This window comes from Sphingomonas sp. (genome assembly GCF_965227385.1).
GTDB lineage: Bacteria > Pseudomonadota > Alphaproteobacteria > Sphingomonadales > Sphingomonadaceae > Sphingomonas.
The window spans coordinates 1,054,005-1,075,088 of sequence record NZ_OZ245750.1 but is presented as its reverse complement, the minus strand read 5'-3'; the positions used below and the strand labels follow the sequence as shown (position 1 = coordinate 1,075,088).

Below are 21,084 nucleotides of genomic sequence, written 5' to 3'. Positions count from 1 at the left end.
TCCGTCCGATCCGCTTACAGCTTCTCGGTCAGCTCCGGCACGACCTTGAACAGGTCGCCGACCAGGCCGATGTCGGCGACCTGGAAGATCGGGGCGTCTTCATCCTTGTTGATCGCGATGATCGTCTTGGAGTCCTTCATCCCCGCGAGGTGTTGGATCGCGCCGGAGATGCCGACCGCGACATAGACTTCGGGGGCGACGATCTTGCCGGTCTGGCCGACCTGATAGTCGTTGGGGGCGTAACCCGCATCGACCGCGGCGCGGCTGGCGCCGACGGCCGCACCCAATTTATCGGCGAGCGGATCGATCAGCGCGTGGAACTGTTCGCCCGAGCCGAGCGCGCGGCCACCCGAGACGATGATCTTGGCGCTGGTAAGCTCGGGGCGCTCGCTCTTGGCGATTTCCGCGCCGACGAAGCTCGACAGCCCCTTGTCGCCCGTGCCCGAAACGGTTTCGACCGACGCGCTGCCGCCCTCGGTCGCCGCCTTGTCGAAGGCGGTGCCGCGCACGGTGAGCACCTTCTTCGCGTCCGACGAGGTGACGGTGGCGATCGCGTTGCCGGCATAGATCGGGCGGGTGAACTGATCGCCCTCGATCCCGATCACTTCGCTGATCTGCATCACGTCGAGCAGCGCGGCGACGCGCGGCGCGATGTTCTTGCCGGTGGTGGTGGCGGGCGCGACGAAGGCGTCATAGCCCGACATCAGGTCAGCCACGAGCGGCGCGACGTTCTCGGCGAGCGCATTGGCATAGGCCGCGTCGTCGGCGAGCAGCACCTTGCTGACGCCCGCGATCTTTGCCGCGGCGTCGGCGGCAGCCTGCGCGCCCGAGCCGGCGACCAGAGCGACGACGTCGCCCAGCTTGCCCGCGGCGGTGACGGCGGCGAGCGTTGCGTCCTTCACCGACGCATTGTCATGTTCGACCCAGACCAGAACGCTCATGCCACAACTCCCAGTGCCTTGAGCTTGCCGACAAGCTCATCCACATCCGCAACCTTGACGCCCGCAGTGCGCTTGGCCGGCTCTTCGACCTTGACCACCGACAGGCGCGGCGTCACGTCGACGCCGTAATCGGCCGGGGTTTTGGCGGCGAGCGGCTTGCTCTTTGCCTTCATGATGTTGGGCAGCGAGGCGTAGCGCGGCTCGTTCAGGCGAAGATCGGTGGTGACGATCGCCGGGATATTGAGCTTCACGGTTTCGAGGCCACCATCGACTTCACGGGTCACGTCGACTTTGTCGCCCGACACTTCGACCTTGCTGGCGAAGGTGCCCTGGCCCCAGCCGAGCAGCGCGCCGAGCATCTGGCCGGTCTGGTTATTGTCGTCGTCGATCGCCTGCTTGCCCAGGATGATCAGGCCGGGCTGTTCTTCCTCGGCCACCTTGGCCAGCAGCTTGGCGACGCCGAGCGGCTCGACCGGGCCTTCAGCGGTGATCAGGATCGCGCGATCGGCACCCATCGCCAACGCGGTGCGCAGCGTTTCCTGCGCCTTCTGCTCGCCGATCGAGACCACGACGATCTCGGTCGCCGCGCCCATTTCCTTCAGGCGAATCGCTTCCTCGACCGCGATCTCGTCGAACGGGTTCATGCTCATCTTGACGTTGGCGAGATCCACGCCCGTCCCGTCCGCCTTCACGCGGGGCTTTACGTTATAGTCAAGCACACGCTTGACCGGCACCAGCACTTTCATCGCGTCCTCCGCTCCAATCGCGTCGTTTTAAAGGTTCGAGTCCGTTTGTCCCTAGAAGGGTTTTTGCCGTTTTCGCAAGTCCGGTATGGAATCATACGATTGCCGTAGCGTCATTGCGCAAACGAAAAAGGGGTCCGACGCGGATGACGCGCCAGACCCCCTTTCAATGGGCGTTCAAGGGGCCGCGATCAAGCAGCCGTCTGGACCTCCGCCACAATCTTCTTCGCCGCGTCGCCCAGATCGTTGGCCGGAACGATGGCAAGACCCGAGTTGGCGAGGATTTCCTTGCCCTGCTCGACATTGGTGCCTTCGAGGCGGACGACCAGCGGGACCGACAGGTTCACTTCCTTCGCCGCGGCGACGATGCCCTCGGCGATGATGTCGCACTTCATGATCCCGCCAAAGATGTTGACGAGGATGCCCTTCACCGCCGGATCGGCGAGGATGATCTTGAACGCGGCCGTCACCTTTTCCTTGTTCGCGCCGCCGCCGACGTCGAGGAAGTTTGCCGGGAACATGCCGTTCAGCTTGATGATGTCCATCGTCGCCATGGCGAGGCCCGCGCCGTTGACCATGCAGCCGATGTCGCCGTCGAGCTTGATATAGGCGAGGTCGTACTTCGACGCCTCGAGCTCCATCGGGTCCTCTTCGGTGGTGTCGCGCAGTTCCATCAGGTCCTTGTGACGGAACATGGCGTTGCCGTCGAAGCCGACCTTGGCGTCGAGCACGAGGAGGTTGCCCTGCTCGGTCAGCGCGAGCGGGTTGACCTCGATCTGCTCGGCGTCGGTGGCGAGGAAGGCGGCGTAGAGCGAGGATGCGACCTTGGCCGCCTGCTTTGCCTGGTCGCCGGTCAGGCCGAGCGCGGCGGCGACGGTGCGGCCGTGGTGGGGCATGAAGCCGGTCGCGGGATCGACCGAGAAGCTGTGGATCTTCTCAGGGGTCGAGTGAGCGACTTCCTCGATGTCCATGCCGCCTTCGGTCGAGACGACGAAGGCGATGCGGCTGGTCGCGCGATCGACGAGCAGCGCGAGGTAGAATTCCTTGGCGATGTCGGCGCCGTCGGTGACGTAGAGGCGGTTGACCTGCTTGCCCGCGTCGCCCGTCTGGATCGTCACCAGCGTGTTGCCCAGCATGTCCTTCGCATGCGCCTCGACCTCGTCGAGGCTGAAGGCGAGGCGGACGCCGCCCTTCGCTTCGGGGGCGAGTTCCTTGAACTTGCCCTTGCCGCGGCCGCCGGCGTGGATCTGCGACTTCACGACATAGAGCGGTCCGGGGAGCTTCTTGGCGGCTTCGACCGCCTCTTCGACAGTGAAGGCAGCGTGACCGGCCGCGATCGGCGCGCCGTACTTCGCCAGCAGTTCCTTGGCCTGATATTCATGGATATTCATGGGATCGCCCTTTGCGTTGCAGCAAAATTCGCGCCGCTTAAGCACAGGGGCGCGGCGGAATCAAATGTCTTGACTTCGGCATTGCGGCGCAGTTGCAATAAGCGCTGCGCCGCCTGCGAAACGAGCGGGTTAGCGCACCTCTTTCGCGAGACCGGTGGCGCATAGTCCGCCCGAGCTGGTCGCAACTGCAAGGATTTCGGGATCGCCGAGCGCGCGGACGCGGCGCAAGAAGCGGTCCAGCGACTCGGCTTCGCGCGCCCTGGGCAGGTCGGCGATGCGCATCAGTTGGGCGAGGCTCAGGCGATCGACCATGCGTTCGGCCATGCACGCGGCGAGCGGCTTGGGCAGGCCAGCGTTGGTGAGGCCGGTGCGCAGCCGCGCTTCGGGTACCGCGCAGGCAGAAACTGCGGTCAGCGCCGCAATCAGGGGAATCACGCGTCTCGCATCGATCATGGTCCGTCGCTATATCGCCCGCATGAGTCCCGCAATCGGCATCGCGCTGTTCCTGCTCACCGTCGCCCTGATGGAGGGGTTTGCCTATGTCGCGCATCGCTGGCTGATGCACGGCCCGGGCTGGTTCCTGCACAAAAGCCACCATGAGCCGCGTACCGGAAACTGGGAGCTGAACGACCTCTATGCCGTGATCTTTGCGGTGCCGTCGTTCGTGCTGCTGCTGGGCGGGGTGCATCTGGGGTGGTGGCAGGGCTATGCGTGGATCGGCGCGGGGATCGCGGCCTATGGCGCCATCTATTTCGGGTTCCACGACATCATCGTGCACAAGCGATTGAACACCCGCTACATCCCCAAGTCGGAGTATATGAAGCGGATCATCCAGGCGCACCGGCTGCACCATGTGGTCGAGACCAAGCATGGCACCGTCAGCTTCGGGTTCCTCTACGCCCCGCCGCCCGAAAAGCTGAAGGCGCAGCTCAAGGCGCGCGGCAATGCCGGGGTGCGTGAGCCGGTAGGCCGCTTCTGATCCTCGACCCCGTCTTTTACGCGATCGCGGTTCCAGCGGTCGCGCTGCTGGGGCTGTCCAAGGGCGGGTTTGCCGGTGCGGGTTCGCTGTCGCTGCCGGTGATTGCATTTGTCATCGATCCGGTGCGCGCTGCGGCGATCCTGTTGCCGATCCTGATCGTGCAGGACGTGGTCGGCATCTGGGCGTTCCGGCGAACGGTCGATTATTTCGTGCTGGGGTGGACGCTGGCGGGAGCGATCGTCGGCATTGCACTGGGCTACTGGTTTGCGGCGAGCGTGTCGGCGGATGTCGTGCTCGCGATGGTCGGGGTAATCTCGGTCCTGTTCGGTGCGCACCGGCTGTGGAAGGACCGGCTGGGCGCGGGGGCGGCGTCGACCTCGCCCGGCTGGGTCGGGTCGCTCTTCGGGATCGCATCGGGCTTTACCAGCCAGATCGCCCATGCCGGGGCACCACCCTGGCAGCTATGGGTGATGCCGCGCCAGCTGGCGCCCGCCTATCTGGTCGGCACCACCGCCGTGTTCTTCGGCGCAGTGAACTGGATCAAGGTGCCCGCCTATCTGGCACTGGGGCAGTTCACGGGCGAGAATCTGGGGACCAGCGCGGTGCTGATGCCAGTGGCGATCGCGTCGACTTTTGCCGGGGTGTGGCTGGTGCGGCGCGTGTCGCCGGAGCGATTCTATACCGCGATCTACTGGCTGATGATCGGCGTGGGCGTGGTGCTGGTGGCGAAGGCGGCGGGATGATCTCATTCCTCCCCTGAGCTTATCTCAGGGGATGGGGGACCGCCGCCGCAGGCGGTGGTGGAGGGGCGGCTGCGAAGACAGCCGTGAACAGCTCGGCAAAATTCCGCCACTTGGAGTGGCGCCCCTCCGTCAGCGAGCTGGGTGAGGAATTGGATCAGTCAAACAGGCTCGACACCGAGCTTTCATCCGCGATGCGGCGAATCGCCTCTGCCAGCAGCGGCGCGATGGTCAGGTGGCGGACGCGCTGCGACTGATCGACGACACTGTGGTTGCCGATCGAATCGGTGATGACCAGCTCCCGCAGCGCCGAGCCGTCGACGCGCGCGACGGCGCCGCCCGAGAGGACGCCGTGAGTACAATAAGCGACAACGTCCTCGGCCCCCGCGGCCTTGAGCGCGGCAGCGGCGTTGCACAACGTGCCGGCCGAATCGACGATATCGTCGATCAGCACGCAGAAGCGGCCCTCGACCTCGCCGATGATGTTCATCACCTCCGATTCGCCGGCCTTTTCACGGCGCTTGTCGACGATCGCGAGCGGGGCGTTATCGAGCCGCTTGGCCAGCGCGCGGGCGCGGACCACGCCGCCGACGTCGGGCGAGACCACCATCAGATTCTTGTCGGAGAAGCGCGCCTTGATATCCTCGCTCATCACCGGGGCGGCGAAGAGATTGTCGGTCGGGATGTCGAAAAAGCCCTGGATCTGCCCGGCGTGGAGGTCGACCGAGAGGACGCGGTTGGCGCCAGCGGTGGTGATCAGGTTTGCGACGAGCTTAGCCGAGATCGGTGTGCGCGGGCCGGGCTTTCGGTCCTGACGGGCATAGCCGAAATAGGGGAGGACGGCGGTGATCCGCTTGGCCGATGCGCGGCGCAGCGCATCGATCATGATCAGCAATTCCATGAGGTTGTCGTTCGCCGGATAGGCGGTCGACTGGAGCACGAACACGTCCTCGCCACGGACATTTTCGAGGATTTCGACGAAGATTTCCTCATCCGCGAAGCGGCGCACATTCGCCTGCGTCAGCGGAATTTCGAGGTATGAGGCGATCGCCTGGGCAAGCGGCAGGTTCGAGTTGCCAGCCATCAGTTTCATACGCGCGTCGCTCCCAAGCGAATGTCATCGAATTGTCTCCCCTTAGGAGCGTGGATCGCTCGCGAAAAGGGGGCGTTTAGGGTAGCGTGCCCACGCGACGGCGTCCCGCGCAGGTACAGGGGAGTCAGGACAGCATTGCTGTCCCATCTCGACAGATGTGTTGAAACAATATAATCGGGCGCTGAAATAAATGTCCGCGCGCCGCAGGGCGACCCGGACGGCCTTTAGCTGCTGGAGAGTGCATGGCGGACGTCCCGCGCAACCTGCCCCCGCTGAGCCTGCATGTGCCGGAGCCCAAGTTCCGGCCGGGCGATGCGGTCGATTTCGCCGCGGTGGAGGTACCGCCCGCCGGTGCCCAGCCCCGCCCCGATACCGCCGCCGATCCGGCGAGCTTCCACGACCTGTCCTACACGCTGATCCGCGTGCTCGACGATGAGGGCCGCGCGGTCGGCCCGTGGGACCCGCGGCTCGATCCCGACACGCTGCGCACGATGCTGCGCGACATGGCGCTGGTGCGCGCATTCGACGAGCGCATGTTCCGCGCGCAGCGGCAGGGCAAGACCAGTTTCTACATGAAGTGCACCGGCGAAGAGGCGGTGGCGATCGCGGCCACCCATGCGCTGAGCCGCGACGACATGTGCTTCCCGAGCTATCGCCAGCAGGGCATCCTGATCGCGCGCGGCTACAGCCTGGTTCAGATGATGAACCAAATCTATTCGAACAGCGGCGACAATCTGCAGGGCAAGCAGCTGCCGATCATGTATTCGTCGAAGGACGACGGGTTCTTCTCGATCTCCGGCAACCTCGCCACGCAATATCCACAGGCCGTGGGCTGGGCAATGGCGAGCGCGGCCAAGGGCGACACGCGGATCGCCGCGACCTGGTGCGGCGAGGGATCGACGGCGGAGGGCGACTTCCACTCGGCGATGACCTTTGCCACGGTCTACAAGGCGCCGGTCATCCTCAACGTCGTCAACAACCAATGGGCGATTTCGAGCTTTTCGGGCTTTGCGGGGGCCGAGTCGACGACCTTTGCCGCGCGCGCGATCGGCTATGGCATGGCGGGTCTGCGGGTCGACGGCAACGATGCGCTGGCGGTCTATGCGGCGACTCAATGGGCGGCGGAGCGCGCGCGGACCAACCAAGGGCCAACCCTGATCGAGCATTTCACCTATCGCGCCGAGGGTCATTCGACCTCCGACGATCCGACGCAATATCGTAGCGCGGGCGAGCCGGGCGCATGGCCGCTGGGCGACCCGGTCGCGCGGCTGAAGGCGCATCTGATCGCGATCGGCGAATGGGACGAGGAGCGCCACGCGGCGCAGGACCGCGAGGTCGCCGAACTGGTCAAGGCATCGCAGAAGGAAGCCGAGAAGAACGGCATCCTGGGCCATGGCCTGCACCAGCCGCTCGATTCGCTGTTCGACGGGGTGTTCGAGGAGATGCCGTGGCATCTGCGCGAGCAGCGCCAGCAGATGATCGACGAGGAAGAGGCGAGCGGCCGGCCATGGGCGAGGAGGGCATGAGCGACGTGATCGACACCGCCGCGACCGGCGAAACCGGCGACACCGCGCGCATGAACATGATCCAGGCGATCAATTCCGCCATGGCGGTGATGATGGAACGCGATCCGAACGTGATCGTGATGGGCGAGGACGTCGGCTATTTCGGCGGCGTGTTCCGCGCGACGGCGGGTCTGCAGGAGAAGTTCGGCAAGACCCGCGTGTTCGACACGCCGATCACCGAATGCGGCATCATCGGCGTGGCGATCGGCATGGGCGCATACGGCCTGCGCCCGGTTCCGGAGATCCAGTTCGCCGATTATATCTACCCCGCGCTCGACCAGCTGGTGAGCGAGGCGGCGCGGCTGCGCTATCGTTCGGCGGGGCAGTTCACCGCACCGCTGACGGTGCGCTCGCCGTTCGGTGGCGGGATTTTCGGCGGGCAGACGCACAGCCAGTCGCCGGAGGGCATCTTTACCCATGTGTCCGGCGTGAAGACGGTGATCCCGTCGACCCCGTACGACGCCAAGGGGCTGCTGATCGCGTCGATCGAGGACAATGACCCGGTCATCTTCTTCGAGCCCAAGCGCATCTATAACGGCCCGTTCAACGGCCATTGGGATCGCCCGGCGGAAAACTGGTCGAAGCATCCCGGCGGCGCGGTGCCCGAGGGCTATTACCGGATCGAACTGGGCAAGGCGGCGATCGTGCGACCGGGCAGTGCGCTGACCGTGCTCACCTATGGCACGATGGTGCATGTGGTGAAGGCGACGGTCGAGGAAATGGGCGTGGACGCCGAGATCATTGACCTGCGCACCCTGGTGCCGCTCGACATCGACACGATCGAGGAGTCGGTGAAGAAGACCGGGCGCTGCATGATCGTGCATGAGGCGACGCGTACCGGCGGGTTCGGCGCCGAGCTGTCGGCGCTGGTGCAGGAGCGGTGCTTCTATCACCTCGAGGCGCCGATCGAGCGCGTTACCGGGTTTGACACGCCCTATCCCCATTCGCTCGAATGGGCCTATTTCCCCGGGCCGGTCCGTATCGGACAGGCGCTCAAGAAACTCCTGAAGGACTGATCGGCATGGCGCGCTTTACGTTTCGTCTTCCGGATATTGGCGAAGGCATTGCCGAGGCCGAGATCGTCGCCTGGCACGTCAAGGTCGGTGACCGGATCGAGGAGGATCAGCAGGTCGCGGACATGATGACCGACAAGGCGACCGTGGAAATGGAATCGCCGGTGTCGGGCGTGGTGGTCGAGCTGGCCGGTGAGGTCGGTGATCAGGTCGCGATTGGCGCGTCGCTGATGGTCGTGGAAACCGACGAGGCGGTGGCGGAGGAAGCTGCGGCGGAAGCGGCTCCGGTTGCCGCGGCGGTCGAGGAACAGGTCGAGGCAGAGACGCCGGGCGTGCCGGAGGTCGTGGAAGAGACCGCGCCTCCCGCGCCCGCACCTGCTCCTGCTCCCGTCCCCGCGCCTGCTCCCGCACCGGCCGAGCAAGCGCGTCATGTCCTTGCCTCCCCCGCCGTGCGTGCGCGGGCCAAGGATCTGGGCGTCGACCTGGCCGAGGTGAAGCATGACGGCCAGCATATCCGCCACGCCGATCTCGACGCCTATCTGCGCTATGGCAGCGGGCAGGGCTATCACGCCCCCCACGCCAGCCGCGCGCGCGAGGACGAGGCGGTCAAGGTGATCGGGATGCGTCGCCGCATCGCCGAAAATATGGCGGCGGCGAAACGCGCGATCCCGCACTTCACCTATGTCGACGAGATCGACGTGACCGCGCTGGAGGCGATGCGCGCGGACCTGAACGCCAATCGCGGATCGCGGCCCAAGCTGACGATGCTGCCGTTCCTGATCGTCGCGATCTGCCGCACCCTTCCCGACTTCCCGATGCTCAATGCACGCTATGACGATGAGGGCGGCGTGGTGACGCGGCATGGCCGCGTCCATATGGGAATGGCGACTCAGACCGATGCCGGCCTGACCGTCCCCGTCATCCGCGACGCGCAGGACATGAATGTGTGGCAGCTGGCGAGCGAGATCGGCCGCCTGGCCGAAGCCGCGCGCACCGGCAAGATCAAGTCGGAAGAGCTGCAGGGCGGGACGATCACCATCACCTCGCTCGGGCCACTGGGCGGCATCGCGACCACCCCAGTCATCAACCGGCCCGAGGTGGCGATCATCGGCCCGAACAAGATCGTCGAGCGCCCCGTCTTCGTCGGCGACGACATCGTGCGCGCCAAGCTGATGAACCTGTCGATCAGTTGCGACCATCGCGTCGTCGATGGCTGGGACGCGGCGAGCTATGTCCAGGCGCTGCGCAAGCTGCTCGAGACGCCGGTGTTGTTGTTTGCTGACTGAGCGTCAGCTTCGCTGACGCGGCATCGGCCCGCTCCCCCACCCAGCCACCCAATCAGATTACTCTCGTGGGTGGCCGGGTGGGGGAGCGGGCCGGTGCCGCAACCGTTTCAGCAACGCTGAAGCAACAAAAGCGCTTACTCCACCCAGTCCTTGCGCAGGGTGCGGACGGCGCAGAACATCAGCGCGGCGGCGATGACGTAGAAGGACAGGGCCGCGACCGCCGAATAGCGCAGCGCTTCGTTGCCATAGCTCACGGTCATCGCGTCCGACATCGCGCCCATCGCCCATGAGCCGGCACCCAAGCCGATCAGATTGTTGATCAGCAGGAAGCTGGCGCTCGCGGTCGCGCGCATCTGCGGGGGCACGAGGTTCTGGATCGCGGTGGTCACCGGGCCGAGCCACAGGATGTTGAGGCCGTTCGGGATCAGGAACAGGAACCACGCCAGCGTCACATTGTCGGTCAGGAACCCGCCGGCGAACAATGGCACGCAGATCAGCCAGGCGATCGCCGGGAGCTTGGCATAGGCACCGCGGTCGCTGTGGCCCAGCCGATCGGCCAGCACGCCGCCCATGAACACCCCGATCGTGCCGCCGACGAGCAGGATCGATCCGAAGAAATAGCTGGTCGTCGACAGGTCGAAGCCGAAGCTGCGCACGAAGAAGGTCGGCGCCCAGAAAGCGAGGCCATAGCCGCACATCGAGCTGAACCCGGCACCGATCGCCATCAGCCAGAAGCTGGGCTTCTTGGCGAGGATCGCGAACACCTCTCCAATGGGTGCGCGCGCTGCGGCGGTGGTCGCGACCGGGCGCGGCGGTTCCTTGACGATCATGCGGAAGAAGGGGGCGATGATGACGCCCGCCAGGCCAACGACGATGAAGGCCCAGCGCCAGTCGACGGTCTTTGCGATCCACGCGCCGAGCAAGGTGCCCGAGGCGAGGCCGATGGGGATGCCGAGCGAGTAGATGGCAAGCGCGCGGGCGCGCTGATGCTGGGGGAAATAGTCGGCGATGATCGCATAGGAGGGGGCTACGCCGCCCGCCTCACCCACGCCGACGCCGAGCCGGTAGAGGAACAGGGTCCAGAAGCTGTTGGCGAGACCGCACAGGGCGGTGAAGCCGCTCCACACCGTCAGCGAGATCGTCACCACCCAGGTGCGGCTGGTGCGGTCGGCGAGCAATGCCAGAGGGACGCCGAGCGTCGAATAGAGAAAGGCGAAGGCGATGCCCCCGAGTGCACCGAGCTGGGTATCGGTCAGCCCCAGATCCGCCTTGATCGGCACGGCGAGGATGCCGAGGATCTGTCGGTCTAGGAAGTTGAAGGTATAGACCAGCAGCAGCATCGCCAGCACGACCGCACGATAGCCGGGCGTGCCATGGCCCTGTGCAGCCGGGGCCGCCCCGTTGGTGGCGCTCATCCGTACCCTCTCCCTCAAAAAAATGGGCCGGACGCCCCCTTTCGACGCCCGGCCCGATCAGTCTGGCAAACTCAAAGCACGAAAGCGATCAGAACTTGATCTCGAACGTGCCGGTCACGGTGCGCGGCGGGCCGTAATAGCCGATGATCGAATTGCCGAAGGTCGCGCCCGGGAAGTTGTAGCCGCCGACGCGATAGCGCGCGTCGGTCAGGTTACGCGCGGCGACGCCGATGCGATAGCGGCCGTCGCCCGAGGTCCAGTTGAGCGAGGCGTCGACCAGCGCATAGCCGTCCTGATCGAGCGCCGGGGTCGCCAGTTCGAACATCTGGGTATCGCTGCGCAGCGAAACCGCCGGGGTGAAGGCGAGCACGCCGCCCGCTACATCGTTCGACCAGGTGAAGGAGGCGTTGGCGGTCCATTCCGGCGTATTCTGGAAATCGCGCGCGTTCGAGACGTCGACCGGGGTGGTGCCACCGCCGATAAAGGTCAGGAACTCCTTGTAGTCGGCGTTGGTGTAGCCGACCACAACGCTGGCCTGGAAGTGGCGCGACGGGACCATGCGGGTTTCGAGCTCGAACCCGTAAATCTCGCCCTTGCCCGCGTTATCGACGAAGCTGGCAATGCCACCCGCGAGCGAGGGCACCTGGATCGTGACCTGCTGGTCCTTGTAGGTCGAGAAGAAGCCGGCGGCGTTCACGAAAAGGGTGCGGTCGAGAAACGCGCCCTTCATGCCCAGCTCGTAGCTGTCGATCGTCTCGGGCTCGTACCCGTTGACGGTGGTCGGCGTCAGGATCGCGTCGCCACGCATGTCGAACCCGCCCGACTTATACCCCTTGCCATAGCTGGCATAGAAATTGAGGTCGGCGTGGGGCTGGTAGCTGAGGCTGATGCGCGGGGTCAGCTTCTCGAAATCGCGGCTGTTGGTATAGTCCGACCGGATCAGGCCGGGAACCGCGGTGGTGTTGCCAAAGCGCGGCGACCGGATGCCGGTATAGTTGCGGCGGAACACCGTGCCGGTCTTTTCATCGCGGGTGTAGCGCAGGCCGGCCGAGATCTTGAACTGATCGCTGAGGTCGAAGCTGAAGTCGCCGAACGCGGCATAGCTTTTGGTGAACACCTCACCCGAGGTCAGCGTGGTGGTGTTGAGCAGGCCGAGCACGGTGTCGAACGCACCGCTGGCGCGGCCGTTGAGGTAATACACGCCGAACACGCCCTGAAGCGCCTCGCCCTCATACAGCAGCTGAAGCTCCTGGGTGAACTGGCGGTCCGAATATTCGGCAGGGACGTCGAGCGTCGGCAGGCGGGTGTTGTCGAAGTCGATCACCGTGTCGGTGTTGCCGTCGCGCCACGCGGTGATCGTCTTGAACGTCAGCGCGTCGGACAGGCCGATCTCACCGGTGATCGACACACCGCGCGTCTCGACGCGATTCTCGTCGCCGATGCCCGCGCGGGTATCGTAGACGCTGGCGGTCGGCGCATAGATCGGGTCGGTGCCGTTGGGCAGCAGGCGGGTGCCGTGGCGCGGGTTAGACCGGTCGAGCACGCGATCGCCCGCGACACGGAAGAAGATGGTGTCGGTCGGGCTGAACTCCGCCGATACGCGCGCGGCCAGGACGTCCTTGTTGTAATGCTCGGCACCGGTGGTGAGGTTGGTGCCATAGCCGTCGCGCCAGTACTGCGCGACCGCCGCGCCCAGCGACAGCGTGTCGCCGACCGGCACCACGACCTGACCGAGGAGGTCGATCTGGTTGTACGAGCCGTAGGAGCCGCGGAACGACGCCTTGAAGTCATTGCCGAGGCGACGGGTGACATACTTCACCGCACCGCCGATGGTGTTGCGGCCGTACAGCGTGCCCTGCGGCCCGCGCAGTACTTCGACCCGCTCGACGTCGAAAATGTCGAGCACCGCGCCCTGGGGGCGTGCGACATAAACATCGTCGATGTACAGCGCGACGCCGGGCTCGAAGCCCCACAACGGATCCTGCTGACCGACGCCGCGGCTGAACGCGATCAGGGTCGAGTTGGAACCGCGCGCGACCTGCAGCGTCAGGTTCGGGGTCTTGTCCTGCAGCGCGGTGATGTCCGCCGCGCCGCTCTTGACCAGCGAATCGCCCGACACGACCGACATCGAGATCGGCACGTCGATCAGGCTTTCCTCGCGACGGCGCGCGGTGACGACGATTTCGCCACTGTCCTGCGCTTCGGCGGCTTCGTCGGCGGGTGCATCCTGCGCCATGGCAGGGACAGAGGCGAGCGCGCTCAGCGCGGCGCCGGCGGTCAGAATCGTGCGGACAGACGGATAGAGACGCTTCATGCTTTCCTCCCCAAAAGCGGCCGACGATACCCGGCCTTGTCAGTGGTTGCGCTTGCCTATAGTGAAACCTGAACCGGGTTTCAACTTCCGGATGAAGGAGGGGACGAAATGACGCAAGAACGTGGCAAGTCCGCCACACTGCCCCCTGCCCTGCATCTGGGCGACAGCGCGGCGAGCGAGGGCAAGGAACCGCGCACCGCCCGCGGACGCCGCACATTGCGCGCCATCCTCGACGCCGCCGCCGCCGAGTTCGGCGAGAAGGGATTCCATGAGGGGTCGGTGAGCGGCATCACCCGACGCGCCGGCGTGGCGCTGGGCAGTTTCTACACCTATTTTGATTCGAAGGACGCGGTGTTCCGCGCGCTGGTGCGCGACATGAGCGATCAGGTGCGCGAACATGTCGCCCCCGCGATCCGCGCCGCGCCGGAGCAGATCGCCGCAGAGCGCGCGGGGCTTGAAACCTTCATCGGCTTCGTTCGCAAGCACAAGGAAATCTACCGCATCATCGACGAGGCCGAGTTCGTCGATCCCGAGAGTTTCCGGCTCCACTATCAGACCACCGCCGAGCGCATCGAAAGGCGCCTGAAGGCGGCGGCCGAGCGCGGCGAGGTGCGCGACGACGTGTCCGAGGTCCACGCCTGGGCGATCATGGGGATGAACGTGTTTCTGGGCCTGCGCTATGGCGTGTGGAGCGAGGATGCCGAGGCGGCCGAGGTCGCGGATACGGTGGCGGAGATGCTGGCGCGGGGGTTGGGGGTTCGGTAGTCAGCCGCGCTTCATCGGGCGACGCTCGGATACGCGTAGACTCTTGACGACGAAGCCGTCGAGCTGGCGGATCAGTGCCAGTTCGACCGTTGCCTCCTCATCGTCATCCGCCTTGTCGGTATTCCAATATGCGGCCGTCCCGCGCACTTTGACGTGATCGACATCGAACCCTTCAGGAGATTCGAAGAAGATCGCCCCGGCGGTCTGAAGCAGCGACCACAGCTGCGGCTGAACCGACTCCGCGTCGTGTGCGACGAGCCAGTCGCTCTCTTTTTGCGTCAATTCAGTGCCGGGCCGCAGCTTGTTAAGCACGGCGAGCGCTTCACCGGCGGACTGCCGATCGCCCTTTAGTCCCGTGCAGGTCGCGAGGAGCATCGGGATATTCCGAACGGTCGCACGGTCGATCGTGCCGCATTCGGCCAACACCTCATACGCAATATCGGCGAGGCGAAAGGCGAACGACATTCCGAGCCCCCCGCCACATGCGGTTTCTGCATCGCGACGATACCCGGACTCAGTCTGTTGCTCGCCCAGCACATGCTGTTCGAGCCTGCGCGCATCTCCCGCTTCACCCACCGCGAACCAGGCATGGAGGCAAAGCGAGATTTCATCCTCAGCTACCCCATTTCTGCGTACCAGGTCGCGATCGAAATTCGCGGATTCCGCAATGATGCGCGTCCACGCTTCGCTGCTGAGTGCGGCTTCCAAGGTCGCAGATTTAGCCGTGAGCGCCCCGGGAATTCGAACCTCGATGACGGGCGCCCGGCCCGGCTTCCTGTGCGCGGAGATGGCGACGACATCTCTGCCATAGCCATCGACCAGCATAACCCTCCGGAAGGTAACGCCGCGGTCGATCAGGTCTTTGCCCGACTCGAGCCCGTACAAGGATCGCATTTTGTCCTGCACCGCATCGGAGCAACGGTCGGTTCCATTGTCGTCGCCGCATCCGCGGTCGAACACATCGTCGACAGGTGCCTTGCCGCCCGGCTGAGCCAGTGACGGCGCGGCGGCCAACGCCAGGCACACAAGGGCAAGCAACAGCGGCTTCATCACGCTTCCTCCGTTACTTCGATGCCTCCGCGATCCAAGCCGCAGCCGTCTCGCCGTCCCAGTCCATGTCGCCCGAGACGCGCCAAACTTCCTTGCCCTGCGCGTCATAGAGGATCGTCGTCGGCAGGTTGACGCCATAGCCGGTCGAGAATTTGACGTCGGGGTCGAGATAGGGCTGGAGCGCGGCGAACTTGGCCTTTTCGAAGAAGGGCGTGACCTTGGCCGCGCCGTCGAGGTCCTGGCTGATCACCAGCACCTGGAGCTTGTCCTTTTCGCGCACGGCGAGGCGGTCGAGCGTCGGCATTTCGCGCACGCAGGGCGCGCACCAGGTGGCCCAGAGGTTGACCAGCAGCGGCTTGCCGCGGAACGCCGCCAGCGTCACCGGATTGCCCGCGGGGTCTAGAAAGCCGTGGTCGGGCGCGGCCTGACCCTTGTTGCTCCGGTCGACCGTGCCGACGCGTTCTGGTTCGTCGGACGCGTTGTCGGGCGCAGCCGCGCTTTCGTCGGCGACAGTTGCGGTTGCTTGCGGGTCGGGTTGCTTGCCACTATCGCAGCCGGCGGTTCCAAGGCCCAGAGTGAGGAGAAGCGCGATCGTCGAGCGCAAGGGAAGCTCCAATTCCATGTGGGGCGGGCGCTTTTCCGAAGGCCCGTCGTCGGTGATGCGTGAGATTAACGCATCGATCCCGTTCGACAAGCGAATGTGGGCGCAGGACATCGCCGGATCGAAAGCGCATGTCGCGATGCTGGGGCAGCAGGGCATCGTGTCGACGGAGGATGCCGCGACGATTTCTGCCGGGCTGGATCAGGTCGCCGCCGATTACGAACGTGACGGGGTGCCGGAGGATCTGGCGCTCGAAGACATTCATATGCTGACCGAATCGCGGCTGGCCGAGAAGATCGGGGCGGTCGCCGGGCGGCTGCACACTGCGCGCAGCCGCAACGATCAGGTCGCGACCGATTTCCGCCTGTGGGTGCGCGACGCGACCGATCAGGTGCTCGCCGCGCTCGACGCGCTGCAGGGCGCGCTGCTGACGCGGGCGCAGGAACATGCCGACAGCGTGATGCCGGGCTTCACCCATCTGCAGAGCGCGCAGCCTGTGACGCTGGGGCATCATCTGATGGCCTATTTCGAGATGATCGCGCGCGATATCAGCCGATTCAGCGATAGTCGCGCGCGGGGCAATCGCTGCCCGCTAGGGTCGGCGGCGCTGGCCGGGACGGGCTTTCCGCTGGATCGGGACATGACCGCAGCGGCGCTGGGCTTTGACGGGCCGACGCGCAACTCGCTCGATGCCGTGAGCGACCGCGACTTCGCGCTCGATTATCTGATGGCGGCTGCGCAATGTTCGCTGCACCTGTCACGGCTGGCAGAAGAGTTCGTGATCTGGGCGAGCCAGCCGTTCGGCTTCGTCAAGCTGTCCGACCAATGGTCGACCGGCAGCTCGATCATGCCGCAGAAACGCAACCCCGATGCCGCCGAGCTGGTGCGCGGGCATAGCGGGCGGATCGTCGGGTGCCTGACCGCGCTGATGATCACGATGAAGGGCCTGCCGCTCGCCTATTCGAAGGACATGCAGGACGACAAGCCGCCGGTGTTCGAAGCGCATGACCTGCTCGCGCTCTCCATCGCGGCGATGACCGGGATGGTCGAGAGCGCGGCGTTCCGCACCGACCGGATGCGCGCCCTCGCCGAAAGCGGCTTTGCCACCGCCACCGACCTCGCCGACTGGCTGGTGCGCGAGGGCGGCATCCCGTTCCGCGAAGCGCACCACATCACCGGCCGCGCGGTCGCGGCGGCGGAGGCCAAGGGCGTGCGGCTCGACCAGCTGGAACTGGCGGAACTGCAGGCGATCGACGGGCGTATCGATGCGCGCGTGTTTGACGTATTGACGGTCGATGCTTCGGTCGCGAGCCGGATGAGTTTTGGTGGCACGGCCCCGGCGCGGGTGCGTGAGGCGATTGCGGCGGCGCGTGCCGCAAGAGGAGAGTAAGTTATGCGAACCCTGGTGGTCTTCACGGCGCTTCTGCTGGCCGCATGCGGCAATCGGGGCGACCTGAAACCGGCCGCCGGGGAGTCGCTGCCCCCCAAACCCTATGGGGCGGTGGCCACGCCGGCACCGGCAGACCTGACGAAGGCGCCGCCCCAGACGCGACCGACGCGCAGCGACGAAGTGCTGCTCAGCTCAGAAGAACGGCGCAGCGACGAGTTCGATCTGCCGCCGCAGTAAGAAGATCATCATGGACCATTTCACCCGCAAGAACGGCGTGATGCACGCCGAGGACGTTGCCATTCCCGCTATCGCCGCGGAAGTGGGCACGCCCTTCTACGTCTATTCGACCGCGACGCTGGAACGGCATGCGCAGGTGCTGAAGGCCGCGCTCGCCGATCTGCCGCGCGTGCACATCGCGTTCGCGATCAAGGCCAATCCGAACCTTGCGGTGCTCGGCGTGCTGGCCAAGCAGGGCTATGGCGCGGACGTGGTGTCGGGCGGCGAATTGAAGCGCGCGCTGGCGGCGGGGATGAAGCCCGAGGACATCGTGTTTTCGGGCGTCGGCAAGACCCGCGGCGAGCTGCAGCTGGGGCTGGACGAGAATATCGGCCAGTTCAATCTGGAGCTGGAGGAGGAAGGCGAGGTCCTCGCCGACCTGGCGCATGCGCAGGGCAAGACCGCGCCGGCGGTGCTGCGGGTGAACCCCGATGTCGATGCAGGCACCCACGCCAAGATCTCGACCGGCAAGGCGGAGAACAAGTTCGGCGTGGCGATCGACCGCGCGCCTGCGATCTTCGACCGGCTGGCCAAGCGCCCGGGCATGAATTTGCGCGGCGTGGCGATCCATATCGGCAGCCAGCTCAAGACGCTCGCCCCGCTGGAGGCCGCGTACAAGCGCGTCGGCGAGCTGGTCGCGCAGCTGCGCGCCGCCGGGCACACCATCACCCATGTCGATCTGGGCGGCGGGCTTGGCGTTCCCTATGAGCCGGACGACAAGGTGTCGTCCGCCGAGGAATTCGGCGCGATGGTCAAGCGCGTCACCGCCGATTGGGACGTGACGCTGATGTTCGAGCCGGGCCGCTTCATCTGCGGCAATGCCGGGCTGCTCGTCACCGAGGTGATCTGGGTCAAGCCGGCGAGCATCAACCCCTATGTCATCGTCGATGCCGCGATGAACGACCTGGCCCGCCCTGCCCTCTACGACGCCTATCATGCGTTCGAGGCGGTCGAGCCGACCGGGGAGAAGTTCGTCGCCAATATCGCGGGTCCAGTGTGCGAAACCGGCGATACGTTCGCGATGGGGCGCGAAATCGATCTGGTGAAGTCGGGCGACCTTGCCGTGTTCCGCACGGCTGGCGCGTACGGCGCGACGATGGCGTCGACCTATAACAGCCGCGCGCTGGTGCCCGAGGTGCTGGTGTCGGGCGACAAGTTCGCGGTGGTCGCCGACCGCATCCAGCCCGAAACGATCATGGGGGCCGAACGCGTCCCCGAGTGGGTGCGGTGAAACGCTCCGGCCTGCCCGTCTTTTTGCGGCTGGACGGGCGGCCGGCAATCCTGGTGGGCGACGGCGCGATGGCGGAGGCCAAGCGTCGGTTGCTCGAACGCGCGGGTGCGGTGATCGTCGGCGAGGATGCGGCCGCGCACATCGCTCTGGTCGCGTGTGAGGATCCCGAGCCGGTGGTCGCGCGGCTCAAGGCGCGCGGGTTGCTGGTCAATGTCGCCGACCGGCCCGATCTGTGCGACTTCACCCTGCCTGCGATCGTCGAGCGTGATCCGGTGACGATCGCGATCGGCACCGGGGGCGCGTCGGCGGGACTTGCGGCGGCGTTGCGCCAGCGGATCGAGCCGCTGATTCCCGCTGGTCTTGGCGCGTTTGCCGATGCGCTGGCGGCGGCGCGGGGGGCGATGCGGGCGCGCTGGCCCGATGGGGGCGCGCGGCGGCGAGCGCTGGGTGCGGCGCTGAGCGGGCCGCTCGATCCATTTCAGGCGCAGGATGACGAGGCGGTGGCGCGCTGGATTGCGGGTTCGGATGCACCGGGCGACCGGATCGAGACCATCGTGCTGACCTCTCCCGACCCCGACGACCTGACGCTGCGGCAGGCGCGCTGGCTGGCGCAGGCGGATCGCGTGACGCATCGCGCGGACGTCCCCGCCGCGATCCTGGACCGCGCGCGCGCCGATGCCGATCGCCTGCTGTGCGATGCGCCGCCTGAGGGCTTGCCCGGGCTGACCGTCGATGTTGCAACGACGCGATGAGTGGATTTGCCTATCGGGTGACGGCACAGGCCGTCGAGGAGATCGCCCCGCGCGACGCGCTGGGGGTCGAGGCGGAGTTCGTGTGGATTCACCTCACGTCCCGCGATGAGGAGGTGCAGGCGTGGTTGCGCGATCATGCCGCGCTCGACCATTTCACCATCGACGCGCTGACCGCGCTGGAGACGCGCCCGCGCTGCGAACAGGTCGATGGTGCGGCGTTGCTCAACCTACGCGGCATGACGCAGGCGCAGATGGCGAGCAGCGATCCGCTCGCGTCGATCCGCATGCGCGCCGACGGCCAGCGGGTGATTTCCGTCACGCGCCTGCCGCTCGATGCGCTCGATGCGGCGCGGGCGGCAATGATCGCAGGCGACATTCGGGACGCGGGCGACCTGATCGCGACGCTGGCGACCGCGATCACCGAACAGCTCGATCCGCATGTCGCGCAACTCGGCGATTCGCTCGACGATTGCGAGGAGCGGCTCGACCCGCGCGCCGCGTTCGACCTACGCCGCAACGTCAGCCGCGTGCGGCGCGAGGCGATCGGTTATCGGCGTTTTCTCTATCCCCAGCGCGTGGCGCTGGAGAAGCTTGCCGGGCTGCCGGTGGCCTGGCTGAGCGATGACGACCGGCTGCACATCAACGCCGCCGCCGACCGCGCTGCGCGGATGGCGGAAGAGCTGGAGAGCATTCGCGAGCGTTCGGCGCTGATCCATGAGGCGCTGACCGACCTGCGGGCCGAGGTGATCGACCAGCGCTCGCTGCTGATCGCAGTGGTGGCGATGATCTTCCTGCCGCTGACCTTCATCACCGGGCTGTTCGGGATGAACGTCGACGGCATCCCATATGCCAAACATCCCGAATCATTCTGGGTGATCACCGGATTCAGCCTGGCAGTGGCGGCCGGCGTCGGCCTGTATTTCGTCAGGCGGCACTGGTTCCGCTGAACGGCACGGCCAGTACGGCCCGCATGTCGACCGATCCCTGCAGCCGCGCACAATCGGCGCGCGTGACGGCGAGTTCGCTGCGCGTCTCGCCCAGTTCGATGGCGCGCGCGGCGATTCGCGCGTCGAGCGCGGCGACGGTGCGCTTAAGTTCGGCGATCCGGCCGGCCCGCTCCAGCGTGCGTTCGATCCGCGCCTGAAGCACGCCGAAATCGAACGGCTTGGCAAGGTGATCGTCGGCCCCCGCCGCCAGCGCCGCAACCGCGCCGTGCGGGTCGTTGAGCGCGGTGATCATGATCACGGGCAGGTCGGCGGTGTCGGGAGCGGTGCGGATTTCACCGAGCGCTTCCAGACCCGACATGCCCGGCATCACCATGTCGAGCAGGACCAGGTCGAAGCCGCGCCCGGAGATCAGGTCCAGCGCCTCGCGACCGCTTTGCGCCAGCACCACCATATAGCCCATCGCGCCGAGCCGCCCGCCGATGACGTGCAGGCTGGTCCGGCTGTCATCGACGACCAGGATGGTACGCGTGGCGCGGCGGCGTGAGTCGCCGGTCGGGGCGGTGGTGGTCACCATGGCGGCCGTTATAGACCG

At 66.1% G+C, this 21,084-nt stretch carries 21 protein-coding genes; 11 read left to right on the top strand and 10 right to left on the bottom strand.

The window, feature by feature from the left end; genetic code table 11:
- Nucleotides 1–14: 14 nt before the first annotated feature.
- The 4 genes from ACO05N_RS05245 to ACO05N_RS05230 all read right to left on the bottom strand — a co-directional run bounded on the left by ACO05N_RS05245 (nucleotide 15) and on the right by ACO05N_RS05230 (nucleotide 3,528).
- Entirely contained in the window at nucleotides 15–941 is a 927-nt protein-coding gene (locus ACO05N_RS05245) for an electron transfer flavoprotein subunit alpha/FixB family protein (protein ID WP_422056121.1), read from the bottom strand.
- A complete protein-coding gene (locus ACO05N_RS05240; protein ID WP_422056120.1) occupies nucleotides 938–1,687 on the bottom strand; it encodes an electron transfer flavoprotein subunit beta/FixA family protein in 750 nt (249 codons plus the stop codon). The genes ACO05N_RS05245 and ACO05N_RS05240 overlap by 4 nt, the downstream gene beginning before the upstream one ends.
- Nucleotides 1,688–1,875: 188 nt before the next feature.
- Nucleotides 1,876–3,075 carry an ADP-forming succinate--CoA ligase subunit beta gene (gene sucC, locus ACO05N_RS05235; RefSeq protein WP_422056119.1) on the bottom strand — a complete coding sequence of 400 codons (1,200 nt, stop codon included), beginning with the start codon at nucleotides 3,073–3,075 and terminating at the stop codon, nucleotides 1,876–1,878.
- Nucleotides 3,076–3,204: 129 nt separating this feature from the next.
- Nucleotides 3,205–3,528, bottom strand: a complete 324-nt coding sequence (locus tag ACO05N_RS05230) for a hypothetical protein (protein ID WP_422056118.1) — start codon at nucleotides 3,526–3,528, stop codon at nucleotides 3,205–3,207.
- Nucleotides 3,529–3,550: 22 nt separating this feature from the next.
- Here ACO05N_RS05230 and ACO05N_RS05225 point away from each other — a divergent pair, with 22 nt between their 5' ends.
- Nucleotides 3,551–4,054 (top strand): sterol desaturase family protein, encoded by a 504-nt coding sequence (locus ACO05N_RS05225; RefSeq protein WP_422056117.1) that lies wholly within the window; start codon nucleotides 3,551–3,553, stop codon nucleotides 4,052–4,054.
- The gene (locus ACO05N_RS05220; protein ID WP_422058709.1) at nucleotides 4,051–4,797 is read left to right on the top strand and encodes a sulfite exporter TauE/SafE family protein; all 747 of its coding nucleotides are present in this window, start codon (nucleotides 4,051–4,053) and stop codon (nucleotides 4,795–4,797) included. The genes ACO05N_RS05225 and ACO05N_RS05220 overlap by 4 nt, the downstream gene beginning before the upstream one ends.
- Nucleotides 4,798–4,951: 154 nt before the next feature.
- Here ACO05N_RS05220 and ACO05N_RS05215 read toward each other — a convergent pair whose 3' ends face one another.
- Complete coding sequence (locus ACO05N_RS05215) at nucleotides 4,952–5,887, bottom strand: ribose-phosphate pyrophosphokinase (protein ID WP_422056116.1); 936 nt, start codon at nucleotides 5,885–5,887, stop codon at nucleotides 4,952–4,954.
- A gap of 242 nt (nucleotides 5,888–6,129) precedes the next feature.
- On the opposite strand from ACO05N_RS05215, the gene ACO05N_RS05210 reads away from it, so the two are divergent.
- From ACO05N_RS05210 to ACO05N_RS05200, 3 genes are read left to right on the top strand one after another with little or no spacing between them, the layout of a single operon-like run.
- The gene (locus tag ACO05N_RS05210) at nucleotides 6,130–7,413 is read left to right on the top strand and encodes a 3-methyl-2-oxobutanoate dehydrogenase (2-methylpropanoyl-transferring) subunit alpha (protein ID WP_422056115.1); all 1,284 of its coding nucleotides are present in this window, start codon (nucleotides 6,130–6,132) and stop codon (nucleotides 7,411–7,413) included.
- Nucleotides 7,410–8,468 (top strand): alpha-ketoacid dehydrogenase subunit beta, encoded by a 1,059-nt coding sequence (locus ACO05N_RS05205; protein ID WP_422056114.1) that lies wholly within the window; start codon nucleotides 7,410–7,412, stop codon nucleotides 8,466–8,468. Before ACO05N_RS05210 ends, ACO05N_RS05205 begins: the two co-directional genes overlap by 4 nt.
- A 5-nt stretch (nucleotides 8,469–8,473) precedes the next feature.
- Nucleotides 8,474–9,751 carry a dihydrolipoamide acetyltransferase family protein gene (locus ACO05N_RS05200; RefSeq protein WP_422056113.1) on the top strand — a complete coding sequence of 426 codons (1,278 nt, stop codon included), beginning with the start codon at nucleotides 8,474–8,476 and terminating at the stop codon, nucleotides 9,749–9,751.
- Nucleotides 9,752–9,885: 134 nt separating this feature from the next.
- Here the strand turns inward: ACO05N_RS05200 and ACO05N_RS05195 are convergent, their stop codons facing one another.
- Together ACO05N_RS05195 and ACO05N_RS05190 are read right to left on the bottom strand one after the other, a co-directional pair.
- Nucleotides 9,886–11,166 (bottom strand): spinster family MFS transporter, encoded by a 1,281-nt coding sequence (locus tag ACO05N_RS05195; RefSeq protein WP_422056112.1) that lies wholly within the window; start codon nucleotides 11,164–11,166, stop codon nucleotides 9,886–9,888.
- 88 nt (nucleotides 11,167–11,254) lie between these two features.
- Entirely contained in the window at nucleotides 11,255–13,480 is a 2,226-nt protein-coding gene (locus ACO05N_RS05190; RefSeq protein ID WP_422056111.1) for a TonB-dependent receptor, read from the bottom strand.
- 108 nt (nucleotides 13,481–13,588) lie between these two features.
- Here ACO05N_RS05190 and ACO05N_RS05185 point away from each other — a divergent pair, with 108 nt between their 5' ends.
- Nucleotides 13,589–14,245 carry a TetR/AcrR family transcriptional regulator gene (locus ACO05N_RS05185; protein WP_422056110.1) on the top strand — a complete coding sequence of 219 codons (657 nt, stop codon included), beginning with the start codon at nucleotides 13,589–13,591 and terminating at the stop codon, nucleotides 14,243–14,245.
- On the opposite strand, the gene ACO05N_RS05180 is transcribed toward ACO05N_RS05185, so the two are convergent.
- Nucleotides 14,246–15,295 carry a hypothetical protein gene (locus tag ACO05N_RS05180; RefSeq protein WP_422056109.1) on the bottom strand — a complete coding sequence of 350 codons (1,050 nt, stop codon included), beginning with the start codon at nucleotides 15,293–15,295 and terminating at the stop codon, nucleotides 14,246–14,248.
- Between the two features lie 13 nt (nucleotides 15,296–15,308).
- Nucleotides 15,309–15,899, bottom strand: coding sequence for a TlpA family protein disulfide reductase (locus tag ACO05N_RS05175; RefSeq protein WP_422056108.1), 591 nt, complete (start codon nucleotides 15,897–15,899; stop codon nucleotides 15,309–15,311).
- Nucleotides 15,900–15,915: 16 nt separating this feature from the next.
- On the opposite strand from ACO05N_RS05175, the gene argH reads away from it, so the two are divergent.
- Genes argH through ACO05N_RS05150 form a run of 5 tightly spaced genes read left to right on the top strand, consistent with a single transcriptional unit; the run spans nucleotide 15,916 to nucleotide 20,492 of the window.
- A complete protein-coding gene (argH, locus tag ACO05N_RS05170) occupies nucleotides 15,916–17,286 on the top strand; it encodes an argininosuccinate lyase (RefSeq protein ID WP_422058708.1) in 1,371 nt (456 codons plus the stop codon).
- 3 nt (nucleotides 17,287–17,289) lie between these two features.
- Nucleotides 17,290–17,523: a lipoprotein gene (locus ACO05N_RS05165; RefSeq protein ID WP_422056107.1), complete on the top strand. Its 234-nt coding sequence runs from the start codon at nucleotides 17,290–17,292 to the stop codon at nucleotides 17,521–17,523.
- Nucleotides 17,524–17,533: 10 nt separating this feature from the next.
- Entirely contained in the window at nucleotides 17,534–18,793 is a 1,260-nt protein-coding gene (lysA, locus tag ACO05N_RS05160) for a diaminopimelate decarboxylase (protein ID WP_422056106.1), read from the top strand.
- A complete protein-coding gene (locus tag ACO05N_RS05155) occupies nucleotides 18,790–19,545 on the top strand; it encodes an NAD(P)-dependent oxidoreductase (protein ID WP_422056105.1) in 756 nt (251 codons plus the stop codon). Before lysA ends, ACO05N_RS05155 begins: the two co-directional genes overlap by 4 nt.
- The gene (locus ACO05N_RS05150) at nucleotides 19,542–20,492 is read left to right on the top strand and encodes a CorA family divalent cation transporter (RefSeq protein WP_422056104.1); all 951 of its coding nucleotides are present in this window, start codon (nucleotides 19,542–19,544) and stop codon (nucleotides 20,490–20,492) included. Before ACO05N_RS05155 ends, ACO05N_RS05150 begins: the two co-directional genes overlap by 4 nt.
- Here the strand turns inward: ACO05N_RS05150 and ACO05N_RS05145 are convergent.
- Nucleotides 20,470–21,066, bottom strand: coding sequence for a response regulator (locus ACO05N_RS05145; protein WP_422056103.1), 597 nt, complete (start codon nucleotides 21,064–21,066; stop codon nucleotides 20,470–20,472). The genes ACO05N_RS05150 and ACO05N_RS05145 overlap by 23 nt on opposite strands.
- Nucleotides 21,067–21,084: the final 18 nt, after the last annotated feature.

Coding starts and splice junctions, on each gene's coding strand:
- argH (WP_422058708.1), top strand. CDS start 15,916: ATGTGGGGCGGGCGCTTTTCCGAAGGCCCGTCGTCGGTGATGCGTGAG.
- lysA (WP_422056106.1), top strand. CDS start 17,534: ATGGACCATTTCACCCGCAAGAACGGCGTGATGCACGCCGAGGACGTT.
- ACO05N_RS05240 (WP_422056120.1), bottom strand. CDS start 1,687: ATGAAAGTGCTGGTGCCGGTCAAGCGTGTGCTTGACTATAACGTAAAG.
- sucC (WP_422056119.1), bottom strand. CDS start 3,075: ATGAATATCCATGAATATCAGGCCAAGGAACTGCTGGCGAAGTACGGC.
- ACO05N_RS05150 (WP_422056104.1), top strand. CDS start 19,542: ATGAGTGGATTTGCCTATCGGGTGACGGCACAGGCCGTCGAGGAGATC.
- ACO05N_RS05245 (WP_422056121.1), bottom strand. CDS start 941: ATGAGCGTTCTGGTCTGGGTCGAACATGACAATGCGTCGGTGAAGGAC.
- ACO05N_RS05230 (WP_422056118.1), bottom strand. CDS start 3,528: ATGATCGATGCGAGACGCGTGATTCCCCTGATTGCGGCGCTGACCGCA.
- ACO05N_RS05180 (WP_422056109.1), bottom strand. CDS start 15,295: ATGAAGCCGCTGTTGCTTGCCCTTGTGTGCCTGGCGTTGGCCGCCGCG.
- ACO05N_RS05205 (WP_422056114.1), top strand. CDS start 7,410: ATGAGCGACGTGATCGACACCGCCGCGACCGGCGAAACCGGCGACACC.
- ACO05N_RS05145 (WP_422056103.1), bottom strand. CDS start 21,066: ATGGTGACCACCACCGCCCCGACCGGCGACTCACGCCGCCGCGCCACG.
- ACO05N_RS05190 (WP_422056111.1), bottom strand. CDS start 13,480: ATGAAGCGTCTCTATCCGTCTGTCCGCACGATTCTGACCGCCGGCGCC.
- ACO05N_RS05165 (WP_422056107.1), top strand. CDS start 17,290: ATGCGAACCCTGGTGGTCTTCACGGCGCTTCTGCTGGCCGCATGCGGC.
- ACO05N_RS05215 (WP_422056116.1), bottom strand. CDS start 5,887: ATGAAACTGATGGCTGGCAACTCGAACCTGCCGCTTGCCCAGGCGATC.
- ACO05N_RS05225 (WP_422056117.1), top strand. CDS start 3,551: ATGAGTCCCGCAATCGGCATCGCGCTGTTCCTGCTCACCGTCGCCCTG.
- ACO05N_RS05210 (WP_422056115.1), top strand. CDS start 6,130: ATGGCGGACGTCCCGCGCAACCTGCCCCCGCTGAGCCTGCATGTGCCG.
- ACO05N_RS05195 (WP_422056112.1), bottom strand. CDS start 11,166: ATGAGCGCCACCAACGGGGCGGCCCCGGCTGCACAGGGCCATGGCACG.
- ACO05N_RS05200 (WP_422056113.1), top strand. CDS start 8,474: ATGGCGCGCTTTACGTTTCGTCTTCCGGATATTGGCGAAGGCATTGCC.
- ACO05N_RS05185 (WP_422056110.1), top strand. CDS start 13,589: ATGACGCAAGAACGTGGCAAGTCCGCCACACTGCCCCCTGCCCTGCAT.